Origin of the sequence: Microbacterium kyungheense, from assembly GCF_006783905.1 — a bacterium.
In the GTDB taxonomy this organism is placed as follows: domain Bacteria; phylum Actinomycetota; class Actinomycetes; order Actinomycetales; family Microbacteriaceae; genus Microbacterium; species Microbacterium kyungheense.
The window spans coordinates 1,085,617-1,097,089 of sequence record NZ_VFPE01000001.1 but is presented as its reverse complement, the minus strand read 5'-3'; the positions used below and the strand labels follow the sequence as shown (position 1 = coordinate 1,097,089).

Genomic DNA, 11,473 nt, shown 5'->3' with positions numbered 1-11,473 from the left:
CGTAAGGGAAGCCTCCCCCACGACGAAAGAACTGCAGCCATGACCGGCCTCGCCCACCGCTCCCTCCGCGAGATCGCCCAGAGCGGCCTTCCCTTCGCCCTCATCGCCCGCGACGGCGCCACCGTCGAGGTGCTCGCCGGCGACATCGTCGACGTCGACCTGCTGGGCGACATCCCGCTCACCGACGCCGCGGGCGCTCCGCGCGAGGTGCTCGCGCTCGTGCCGTTCCGGCAGGTGCGCGAACGCGGCTTCGAATGCCATGACGACGACGCCCCGCTGCGCTGCCTCGTCGTGACCGAGCGCGCCGCGATCCCCCGCGAAGACGCCCTGGCGCAGCTGCCCGCCGAGCCGATCGCCCTCGACGAGCCCGGCTTCGACATCGCCGACGAGGACTACGCCGACATCGTGCGCCGGGTCATCGCCGATGAGATCGGCCGCGGCGAGGGGGCCAACTTCGTCATCCGCCGCGACTTCACCGCGGGAGTGTCGACGGATGCCGCCACCGCCGCCCTCACGTGGTTCCGTGCGCTGCTCGAGCACGAGCGAGGCGCGTACTGGACCTTCGCGGTCGTCACCCCCGGCCACGTGGCGGTCGGGGCGAGCCCCGAGGCGCACGTGAGCGCCCGCGACGGCGTGGTGACCATGAACCCCATCTCGGGCACCTTCCGCCACCCGGCCGGAGGGGCGACCGTCGAGACGCTCACCGAGTTCCTGCGGTCGACCAAAGAGACCGAGGAGCTCTTCATGGTCGTCGACGAGGAGCTCAAGATGATGAGCGCGGTCTGCTCGGACGGCGGCCGCATCACCGGCCCGCACCTCAAAGAGATGTCGCGCCTCACCCACACCGAGTACGTGCTGCGCGGGCGCAGCAAGCTGGACCCCCGCGACATCCTGCGCGAGACGATGTTCGCGCCGACGGTGACGGGCTCGCCGATGCAGAACGCCTGCACGGTCATCACCCGCCACGAGACGACCCCCCGCGGCTACTACTCGGGGGTGGCCGCATTGTTCACGCCCCATGAGACGCTGCTCGCCGACGAGCCGACCCACGACCTCGACGCGCCGATCCTGATCCGCACCGCGTACCTGCAGGACGGACGCCTGCGCGTCCCCGTGGGCGCGACGCTCGTGCGCCACTCCGACCCGTACGGCGAGGTCGGCGAGACGCACGGCAAGGCGGCCGGCGTGCTGGGTGCCATCGGCGCGGTGCCCCGCGACGTGGCCGCCGAGCAGGCGGCCGGCGACGCCCCCGAGGCGGGCGGCGCAGCCGTGCTCGACGCCGTCGCAGGCGGCGCGACCGAGATCGACGAGGACGCCCCGGCCGCCGCCCCGCGGCGCCTGGCCGACGACCCGGCGATCGCCCAGCTGCTCGCCTCGCGCAACGCACGGCTCGCCGAGTTCTGGCTGAACCCGCAGGGCACGTCGGGCCCGGCGCCGTTCGCCGGGCGCTCGGCCCTCGTCGTGGACGCCGAGGACCGCTTCACGAGGATGCTCGCGCACCAGCTGCGCCACCTCGGCCTCGCGGTCGAGATCGCACCCTGGAACGAGGTCACCGACGCGCAGGTCGACGCCGCGGAGCTGCTCGTGTCGGGCCCGGGACCGGGCGATCCGCGGGATGCCGGCAACCCTCGCATCCGCCGCATGCGCGAGGTCGTCGCGCGCCGCCGTGACGCCGCCACTCCCCTGCTCGCGGTCTGCCTCAGCCACCAGATCCTGGCCGATTCGTTCGGGATCGAGCTCGCTCCGCTGGATGCCCCGCACCAGGGTCTGCAGAAGACCGTGGACGTGTTCGGGATGCCGGCCTCGATCGGGTTCTACAACACCTTCACCGCGCGCGTCCCGGCCGGGACGACGGAGGTGGCCGGTGCCGAGGTGGCCGCCGACGACGCCGGGGACGTCTATGCGCTGCGCGGCCCCGCCTTCGCGTCGGTGCAGGGGCACCTCGAGTCGATCCTGTCGCGCGACGGCATGACCACGCTGCAGCGACTGGTCGAGCAGGCCTTCGCCTGACCCCGTCGCTCAGCGGCCGGCACCACCCGTGCGGGCTGCGAGCAGACGGCGCTCGGCCTCGTTCGCGGTGAGCTCCAGGGCGCGCAGGTCGGCGGCGAGCGCCTCGTCGTCGCGTCCGGCCTCGCGCAGCAGCGATGCCCGGACGGCGTGCCAGAGGTGCGAACGGGCGAGCGCGTCGGCGAGCGCGTCGACCTCGTCGAGAGCGGCGTCCGCGCCCTCGACGCGTGCGAGCGCGACGGCGCGGTTCAGGCGCACGACCGGGGTCCGGTCGTAGGCGAGCAGCATGTCGTAGAGGGTGAGGACCTGGAGCCAATCCGTGGAGGCGGCATCCGAGGCGTCCGCGTGGCACGCGGCGATCGCCGCGTGGAGCTGCCAGCGTCCGGGCCGGCGCAGGCGCGCCGCGCGTTCGAGCTCGTCGCGGGCGCCCGCGATCAGACCGGCGTCCCAGCGTGAGCGGTCCTGGTCGGCGAGCAGCACCAGCTCGCCGTCCACCGACCGCGCCGACTCGCGGGCGCGGTGGAACCGCAGGAGAGCCAGGAGGCCGTGCGCCTCCGCTGCCCGCGGCAGGGCGTCGGCGATCACCTCGGCCAGCCACAGCGCGTCGTCGGCCGGATCGCGGTCGGCGGCGGCATCCGCTCCCGCGACGAAGTGCGCCTCGCTGTACGTCACCGACACGACCGTGAGCACGAGGTCGAGGCGGGCGGCGGCGTCCGGCCCGGACGGCACGCGCAACGGGATGCCGCTGTCGGCGATCTTGCGCTTGGCCCGCGAGATGCGCTGGCCGGTGGCCGGTTCGGTCGAGAATGTGGCCCGCGCGATCTGCGCCGTGGTCAGGCCGCACACCGCCCGCAGCGTCAGGGCGAGCTGCGCGTCGGGCGCGAGCGCCGGGTGGCAGCAGCCGAACAGCAGCGGCAGGCGCTCGTCGGCGGGCGCCGAAGCTCCGGCCGGGAGAGGTTCCGGCAGCAGGGCGACCTTGTCGCGCAGCACCCGCGCACGCCTCACGCGATCGAGGGCGTTGTGGCGCGCCGCCTGCATCAGCCACGCGCCGGGCTTCGGCGGGATCCCGCGGCGCCGCCACTCGCGCAGCGCCTCCTCGACGGCCTCGGCGACGGCTTCCTCGGCGACATCGAAGCTGCCGAACGACGCCGTCAGTGCCGCGGTGATGCGGGCGGACTCCTCGCGGACGACGACGCCGAGGAGCCGGTCGGATGCCGCGGCCCTTCCCGATTCCACGGCCCCGTGCCGGCCGGAGTCTTCGGACGGGCCGCGGGCCGCGGGCCGCGGCATCCGGTTCGCTCACTGCTCGAACTGGCTGTAGTCGGTGACCATGGGGCGGATCTCGATCGCGATGCCCGGCAGCGCCAGCGACGGCCAGGTCTTGACGAGCTCGATGGCGGCGTCGAGGTCGGGGACGTCGATCACGCTGAATCCGCCGACGACCTCCTTCGCCTCCGAGAACGGGCCGTCGACGACGACGGGGCCGTCCGGCCCGTGCTTGACGGTGGTGGCCGTCGTGACCGGCAGCAGCTCTGCGCCGCCGTCGGCGATCTGATCGCCATGGGTCTGGAACCAGTCCCAGATGCGCCCGTAGACCTCCTTGGCGCGCTCCTCGGGCACAGCCGCGTCGAGCTCCGGGGTCGAGGTGAACATGATGACGTACTTCATGGCCCGTGTCCTTTCGTCAGGGGAACCGTTTCATCCCCACAGCGAACGGGCAAGGCAGTTTTCGACAGCCGCGTCGAAGATCCCTCGGGGATCAGCCGAGTGTGACCGGGTTGAAGATGTCGGCCAGCACGAGCACCGCGCCCATGACGATGAGGGCGATCACGACGATGAATGTGAGCGGGACGAGCTTCGTGGCGTCGACGGGCTTCGGGGGCGGGCGACGGAAGACCTTCGCCCACACGCGCTTGATGCCCTCCCACAGCGCGACGGCGATGTGGCCGCCGTCCAGCGGCAGCAGCGGGATCAGGTTGAAGACGAACAGCGCGATGTTCAGCGAGGCCAGGAGCGAGAGGAACCCGGCGACGCGGTTGAGCACCGGCGCGTCGGCTGCGGCGACCTCGCCCGACAGCCGGCCCGCGCCGACGATGCTGAGCGGACCGTTCGGGTCGCGCGGCTCGCCCGTCACCAGGTCTGCCGCGGTGTTCCACACCTTCGCGGGCAGCTGCCAGATGATGCCCGCGACAGCGCCGACCTGTTGCACCGCCGCCTCGGGACCCGCCCAGATCGGCTGCTTCACGTACTCGACGGTCGGGCCGATGCCGACGAAGCCGACCTCCTCGGTCGTCGTCGAGCCGTCGGCCGCCGTCACCGTGGTCTCGACGGTGGCGGGCGTCACCTGGACCGTGTGCTGCTCTCCGTCGCGGTCGATGACGAACCGCAGCTGCTCGCCGGGAGACGAGCGGATGATGGCCGTCGCCTCTGTGAAGTCCGCGACCGGCTCCCCGTCGATGGACACGATCGTGTCGCCGGGCTCGATGCCGGCCGCAGCGGCAGGCGCCGTGGGGTCCGACGCGGTGCACTCGCTCGTGGTCGAGGTGCTCGTCGTGGCCGGCACGCACTCCGACAGCCGCGCGACCGTCGTGGTGGCGGTCTGCAGGCCGATGGCCGAGAACAGCACGGTGAACAGGACGACCGCGAAGAGGAAGTTCATCAGCGGCCCGCCGAGCATCACGATGATGCGCTTGTGGATCGGCAGCCGGTAGAAGACCCGCGTGTCCTCCTCGCCCTGCATCGTCTCGTCGTTGGCGACGCGGGCGTCCTGCACCATCGTCGCGAAGAAGCCGCCCGCCGCGCGTCCGGCCCGGCCGCCGGCTGCCTGAGCCTGCTGAAGAGCCGGTGACGGCGGGTACATCCCCGCCATCGAGATGTAGCCGCCGAGCGGTATCGCCTTGAATCCGTACTGCGTCTCGCCGCGCCGGCGCGACCACAGCGTCGGGCCGAATCCGATCATGTACTGGCCCACGCGCACGCCGAACTTCTTCGCCGGCCACAGGTGCCCCAGCTCGTGGAGCGCGATCGACACCGCCAGGCCCACGACCATGAGCGCGACACCGACGACGAAGGCGAGGATCTCCACACGATCACGGTACCCGCGCCTGCCTTTGAGTTGGGTGTGACGGTGTCGCGTAGGCTCGTCCCGGGGCACCGGTCGACGGAAGCGAGGAGTCGTGACGCCACGCCACGCCCGCGCTCTGCGCGGCACCGCCGCTGCGGCCGTCGCGACGCTCGTCGCCGCAACAGCCCACACCCTCGCCGGCGGCGGCCCGCCCGCGCCTGCGCTCGTCGCCGCGGTCGGTGTGCTCGCCGCCCCGTTCGGGGTCGCCATGGTGGGACGCAGGCTGTCGGCGTGGCGCATCGCCGTGAGCGTGCTCGCCAGCCAGGTGCTGTTCCACCTCGCCTTCGCGCTCACCGCGGGCGCCGACCCGTCGGCGCCGCACGCCCACCACGTCACTGTCCTCGTGGGCGGTGGCGGACCGGCGGGCGCCGAACGCTTCGCCGCCATCGCCCTCCCCGACACGGCGATGCTCCTCGCGCACGTGCTCGCCGCGGTCGCCACCGTCGCCGGGCTGTACGGCGGCGAGCGGATGCTGCGGGCCCTGGGCCGCGGCATCCGGTCGCTGCTCGCCCGCGTCCGCGTCGCACCGCCGCCGCCCTCGCCCGCACTGGTCGCCGCCCAGGGCGAGCGCAGGATCCGCCCGGCACGGACCGCGCTGTCGGGGGTCTCCCGGCGCGGACCGCCGGCTTTCGTCACCGCGACGCCCTGAGCGCCGCATCCGCACCGTTCGAGCATCCGGCTCGGTCGGTGACCTCAGCCGTGCGAGCGGCCGCTGCGCCGCGCGCCGAAGACGAAAGACGACAACCCATGAACGACACCACGACCACTCGCTCCGCTCGCCGCGCCCTCGCCGTCGGCGCGGTCGCCCTCGGCGCGGGCCTCGCCCTGGCGCTCGGCGCGCCGCTCGCCGCATCTGCGCACGTGCACGTCGACCCTGACGCCGCCTCGGCCGGCGCGACCGAGACCCTCACCTTCTCGTTCGCGCACGGCTGCGACGACTCCCCGACGACCGCGCTCGCCATCGACATCCCCGAGGGCGTCGCCAATGCGACCCCCGTCGTGCAGGGCGGCTGGACCATCACGCGCGAACTCGGTTCCAACGGCGTGCCGACGCGCGTCGTCTACACCGCCGACAACCCGGTAGAGAGCGGCCTGAAGGCCTCCGTCGCGATGGACGTGCTGTTCGCGGAGTCCGCCGCCGACACCGAGCTGGCCTTTCCCGTGACGCAGACCTGCGCCGTCGGCGAGACGGCCTGGACGCAGGTCGCCGACGACGACCAGGACCCGGAGGAGCTCGACAACCCCGCGCCCGTCGTCACGGTGGGCGCGGCGGTCGACGCCGCAGCGAGCGGAGACCATCACGGCGGTGCCGCGGACGCCTCAGCCGACGACGCCGACCACGACGATGCGGTGGCGGCATCCACAGGCAGCGCCGATCCGGTCGCGCGCTGGCTCGCCGCGGGAGGCCTGGTCGCGGGCGTGGCCGCACTGATCGTCGCGCTGGTGCGGGGCCGCCGCCGCGCCTGATCCTCCGACGCATGGCGCCCGCCCGCGCAAGGGCGGGCGCCATGCGAAGATGGATGCGCCATGCCGACCGACGCGCCCTCGAACCTGCCCCCGGTACTCCGCCCCGACGCGCCGCCGACCCACTCCGTCGCCGACCTCGCGGCCCGATTCGCCTCGGATGTCCGCGGTGACGTCGAGGGGGCGACGCTCACCGGTCTCACCCTTGCGACCGCCGACCTGCGGCCCGGCGACGTGTTCGTCGCTGTGCAGGGAGTCAACCGCCACGGCGCGGAGTTCGCCCAGGCCGCCGCCGACAAGGGCGCCGTCGCCGTCGTGACCGACGCCGCCGGCGCCGACGTCGCCGCGGCGAGCGGACTGCCCGTCCTCCTCGTCGAGGACCCGCGCGCCCTCCTCGGCGACCTGTCGGCGTGGGTGTACAGCACCGGCCGGGACGACGACCTGCCGACGCTGTTCGGCACGACGGGCACCAACGGCAAGACGAGCGTGTCGCACCTGCTGGAGGGCATCCTCGGCCAGCTCGGCGTGACCACGGGTCTGTCGTCGACCGCGGAGCGTCACATCGCCGGCCAGGTCGTCGTGTCGCGCCTGACGACGCCCGAGGCGTACGAGATGCACGCCCTCCTCGCCCTCATGCGGGAGCGCGGCGTCGAGGCCGTGGCGGTCGAGGTCAGCGCGCAGGCGCTCAGCCGCCGTCGCGTCGACGGCATCGTGTTCGACGTCGCCGGTTTCACCAACCTCACCCACGACCACCTCGACGACTACGCCGACATGCGCGAGTACTTCGAGGCGAAGCTGCCGCTGTTCCGCGCCGACCGCTCGCGTCGTGCCGTGGTGTGCGTCGACTCGGCCGCCGGCGCAGAGGTCGTCGCCCGCAGCGAGGTGCCGACGATCACCGTCAGCACGCCTGCGCTGGCGTCGGATCAGGATGCCGCAGCCGCCGCCGACTGGGTCGTCGAGATCCTCGACGAGCGGCAGGTGGGCACCGAGTTCCGCCTGACCGCCCGCGACGGGCGGACGCTCACCACCCTCGTCCCCGTGATCGGCCGGCACATGGCCGCCAACGCCGGCCTCGCCATCGTCATGATCCTCGAGGGCGGCTACGCGTGGGAACGCCTCGTCGACGCCCTCGACGGCGGGCGCATCGACGCCTACCTGCCCGGGCGCACCGAGCTCGTGTCAGGTGAGACCGGCCCCGCGGTCTACGTCGACTTCGGCCACTCCCCCGACGCGTTCGAGAAGACGCTGGCCGCGGTGCGGCGGGTCACCCCCGGCAAGGTCGTCATGCTGTTCGGCGCCGACGGCGACCGCGACGCCACCAAGCGCCACGACATGGGCCGCACCGGCGTCGAGGGCAGCGACATCCTGGTCATCACCGACCACCATCCCCGTCACGAGGACCCGGACTCGATCCGCGCGACCCTCGTCGAAGGCGCACGGCGTGCTCGCCCGGACGCCGAGATCCACGAGTACTCGCCGCCCGAGCGCGCGATCATCGAGGCGGTGGCGCTCGTCGGCGACGGCGACGCGATCCTGTGGGCCGGCCCCGGCCACCAGGACTATCGCGACATCCGCGGCGTCCGCACCCCGTATTCCGCCCGCGAGCTCGCCCGCCGGGCGCTGCGCGAGGCCGGCTGGCCCGTCCCCGAGCCGCACTGGCCGGTGCCGTACCCCGACGACGAGACGCCGGCATCCGACCCTCTCCGTCCGGTCTACCCCGGAGCCTGAGGCGGAACGCGCCCCGGGTTCCCCCGCGTAACCCGAGGATTCGCGAGAGGATATGATTCCGCGGCGCGAACGTATCCTTTCGCGGGTCCGGGGGTCAGGATGCCGCGGCGATGGCCTTGTCGGCGGTCCGGCGTGCCCACGCCTCGGCCTCTGCGAGCGCCTCGCGGGTGAGGGCGTCCGGCGCTTCATGCGCGTCGACCACACGCGCGACCGTGTCGACGATCCCGAGGAAGCTCAGCCGCCCCTCGTGGAACGCGTCGACGGCCTGTTCGTTGGCCGCGTTGAAGACGGCGGGGTACGTACCGCCGGCGCGACCGACGTGCTTCGCCAGACGCACGGAGGGGAACGCGGCGTCGTCCAGCGGCTCGAAGGTCCACGAGGTCGCCTTCGTCCAGTCCAGCGGCGCGCCGACGCCGGCGACGCGATTCGGCCAGTCCAGTCCGAGCGAGATCGGAAGCCGCATGTCGGGCGGCGACGCCTGGGCGATGGTGGACCCGTCGACGAACTCCACCATCGAGTGCACGATCGACTGGGGATGCACCACCACATCGATCTCGGCGTACGGCACGCCGAACAGCAGATGCGCCTCGATCACCTCGAGGCCCTTGTTGACGAGCGTCGCCGAGTTCGTCGTGACGACGCGGCCCATGTCCCACGTGGGGTGCGCGAGGGCCTCGGCGGGCGTGACGTCCTCGAGGGACGCCCTGCTGCGACCACGGAACGGACCTCCGGATGCCGTCAGCACCAGCCGCCGGACCTCGTGGCGCTCCCCCGAGCGCAGGGCTTGCGCGATCGCCGAGTGCTCGGAGTCCACCGGCACGATCTGACCGGGCTGGGCGAGGGCGGTGACCAGGTCGCCGCCGACGATCAGGGACTCCTTGTTGGCCAGCGCCAGCGTGCGCCCCGTCTCGAGCGCGGCGAGCGTCGGGCCGAGCCCCACCGAGCCGGTGATGCCGTTGAGCACGACGTCAGCGTCGACGTCCCGCACGAGCTGCTCGGCCTCCACGGCGCCGAGGGCGGTGCTCTCGACACCGAACTCGGCGGCCTGCGCCTCCAGTCCGGCGCGGTCGGACCCGGCAGCCAGACCGACGACCTCGAAGCGTCGGGGATTGGCTCGAACGACGTCGAGCGCCTGCGTTCCGATGGATCCGGTCGAACCGAGGATGAGGACGCGCCGCATCCGGCCAGCCTAGCGGCGTGGCCGGATGCGACCGTCGACTACTGCTGGGGCGTGTGCTGGACGCCCAGGATGTCGATCACGAAGACGAGCGTCTCGCCCTTGAGGTCGGAGTCGTTGATCTCGCCCTCGCCGTAGCCGGCTGCCGGGGGGATCACGACGAGAACCTGCGAACCGACGTTCTGGCCCTCGAGCGCCTGCTGGAAGCCCTGGACCACGCCCGTCGTCTGGAACGACGCGGGAACGCCCTTGCTCCAGCTCGAGTCGAACTCGGAGCCGTCCGACCACTTGATGCCCATGTACTGCACGAAGACCTGGTCGCCCGACTGCACCGTGGGCCCGTCACCGAGCTTCAGATCGGCCAGCTGGACCTCGGTCGGCGGGTCGGCGTCGGGAATCGTGACCGACGGCTTGCCGTCGCTGTCGAGCTCGACCTCCGGCATACCGGCGACCGGGTCCTGGTCGGCGCCCGTCGCGGTCGTCGGCAGCTGGTCGACCGACTGCATCACGACGACGACGTTCGAGGCGCCCTGGCTGAGCATGGAACCCGGGATCGTGAGCGAGGTGCTCGATCCGAGCGGCGTGCAGAGGACGCCGGTGCCGAAGATGCTGCTGGGGTCGACGATGATCGGGACGAGACCCGAGTCGTCAGGAGACGTCGTCGCCGAGTCCATCGCGACCTCGCCCGTGGTCGGGTCGAGCACGAGGTACTGGCCGGACACGAGCTGACCGGTCGCGAGATCGTCGCCGTCGCCCTTGGATGCCGTCGTGCGCTGCAGCTCCGTGAACGCGAGGTCGGTCGGGGCCGTCGCCGTCAGCGACGGGGCGCTGCCCGAGACGGTGATGGCGTCGGAGTCCGCGCCCGACTTCGGGTCGAGACCGCAGTCCGATGACGACGCGGTCGGCGTGGGCGTCGAGTCTGCGTCCGGCGTGTTCGACGACGCACAGCCGGCGAGCAGGACGGCCGACAGCGCGGCGACGGAAAGAGCGGCGAGCGGTCGAATGCGCACGGAGAAACCTCTAGTCGGTGAAAGGGGACCCTCCATCCTTTCGCATCTTTGCTCCACTCGTGCTGAATGTTCCCTATGTCAGGCGCGACGGCGCCATGCCGTTACCGGAATGCAATCCGGAGTACCCTCTACGGGTGACTTCCGACCTCGTTCCCGGCGCCGACCACACCGCTGACGAAGTCACCGCCGACCAGGAGGCGGCGCAGGACCACGAAGCTCCCGCGCGCCGGATGGGCCTCACCTACGCGTTCGGCCGCATGATCCTCGCACCCCTCGCGCGCGTCGTCTACCGCCCGCACATCGAGGGCAAGGCGAACGTCCCGAAGTCGGGACCGGTCATCTTCGCGAGCAACCACCTGTCGTTCATCGACTCGATCGCGATCCCGGTGGCAGCCCCTCGTCCCGTCCACTTCCTCGCGAAGGCCAGCTACTTCGAGAAGCCGGCGTCGCGATGGTTCTTCACCGCGATCGGTGCCATCCCCGTGCAGCGCGGGGCCGGCCAGGCGGCGCTGGACGCCCTGGACCAGCAGCGGGAGCTGCTCGACGAGGGAAGCGCCGTCGCCCTCTACCCCGAGGGCACGCGCTCGCTCGACGGCCGCCTGTACAAGGGCCGCACCGGCGTGGCATTCCTCGCTCTGCAGACCGGGGCCCCGGTCGTGCCGGTGGGACTCATCGGCACCGACAAGGCCATGCCCGTCGGGGCGAAGATGCCCTCGCGCACGCACCGCGTGACCGTCAGGTTCGGCGCGCCGATCGACCTCTCGCACCACGGTCCCGCGTCATCGGGCAAGGCACGACGGCTCGCGACGGACGAGATCATGACGGCGATCCACGCCCTCTCGGGTCAAGAGCTCGCGAACGCCTACAACGAGGTGCCCGCGCAGAACCCGATCGACCGCATCAAACAGGTCCTCCCCCACGAGCGCCGTTGACCCTTCGACGGGCTCAGCGACCGGCAGCCGG

10 protein-coding genes are annotated in these 11,473 nt (G+C 72.5%); 5 read left to right on the top strand and 5 right to left on the bottom strand.

Annotation, left to right across the window (positions count from 1 at the left end; all coding sequences use genetic code 11):
• Positions 1-39: 39 nt before the first annotated feature.
• On the top strand, positions 40-2,010 hold the full coding sequence (locus FB391_RS04805) for an anthranilate synthase family protein (protein WP_141893120.1): 1,971 nt from the start codon (positions 40-42) through the stop codon (positions 2,008-2,010).
• Positions 2,011-2,019: 9 nt separating this feature from the next.
• On the opposite strand, the gene FB391_RS04800 is transcribed toward FB391_RS04805, so the two are convergent.
• From FB391_RS04800 to FB391_RS04790, 3 genes are all read right to left on the bottom strand, one after another.
• Positions 2,020-3,243: an RNA polymerase sigma factor gene (locus FB391_RS04800; RefSeq protein ID WP_141893118.1), complete on the bottom strand. Its 1,224-nt coding sequence runs from the start codon at positions 3,241-3,243 to the stop codon at positions 2,020-2,022.
• Between the two features lie 63 nt (positions 3,244-3,306).
• Positions 3,307-3,675, bottom strand: coding sequence for a YciI family protein (locus FB391_RS04795; RefSeq protein ID WP_141893116.1), 369 nt, complete (start codon positions 3,673-3,675; stop codon positions 3,307-3,309).
• Positions 3,676-3,766: 91 nt separating this feature from the next.
• Positions 3,767-5,092, bottom strand: coding sequence for a M50 family metallopeptidase (locus tag FB391_RS04790; RefSeq protein ID WP_141893114.1), 1,326 nt, complete (start codon positions 5,090-5,092; stop codon positions 3,767-3,769).
• 91 nt (positions 5,093-5,183) lie between these two features.
• Between FB391_RS04790 and FB391_RS04785 the strand changes: the two genes are divergently transcribed.
• From FB391_RS04785 to FB391_RS04775, 3 genes are all read left to right on the top strand, one after another.
• Complete coding sequence (locus FB391_RS04785) at positions 5,184-5,780, top strand: hypothetical protein (RefSeq protein ID WP_141893112.1); 597 nt, start codon at positions 5,184-5,186, stop codon at positions 5,778-5,780.
• Positions 5,781-5,878: 98 nt separating this feature from the next.
• The gene (locus tag FB391_RS04780; protein ID WP_141893110.1) at positions 5,879-6,598 is read left to right on the top strand and encodes a YcnI family protein; all 720 of its coding nucleotides are present in this window, start codon (positions 5,879-5,881) and stop codon (positions 6,596-6,598) included.
• 60 nt (positions 6,599-6,658) lie between these two features.
• The gene (locus FB391_RS04775; RefSeq protein ID WP_141893108.1) at positions 6,659-8,323 is read left to right on the top strand and encodes a Mur ligase family protein; all 1,665 of its coding nucleotides are present in this window, start codon (positions 6,659-6,661) and stop codon (positions 8,321-8,323) included.
• 94 nt (positions 8,324-8,417) lie between these two features.
• Here FB391_RS04775 and dxr read toward each other — a convergent pair whose 3' ends face one another.
• Positions 8,418-9,503, bottom strand: a complete 1,086-nt coding sequence (dxr, locus tag FB391_RS04770; RefSeq protein ID WP_141893106.1) for a 1-deoxy-D-xylulose-5-phosphate reductoisomerase — start codon at positions 9,501-9,503, stop codon at positions 8,418-8,420.
• Positions 9,504-9,541: 38 nt separating this feature from the next.
• Positions 9,542-10,510, bottom strand: coding sequence for an FKBP-type peptidyl-prolyl cis-trans isomerase (locus FB391_RS04765; RefSeq protein ID WP_141893105.1), 969 nt, complete (start codon positions 10,508-10,510; stop codon positions 9,542-9,544).
• A gap of 230 nt (positions 10,511-10,740) precedes the next feature.
• Between FB391_RS04765 and FB391_RS04760 the strand changes: the two genes are divergently transcribed.
• Entirely contained in the window at positions 10,741-11,442 is a 702-nt protein-coding gene (locus FB391_RS04760; RefSeq protein WP_185842984.1) for a lysophospholipid acyltransferase family protein, read from the top strand.
• Positions 11,443-11,473 lie beyond the last annotated feature (31 nt).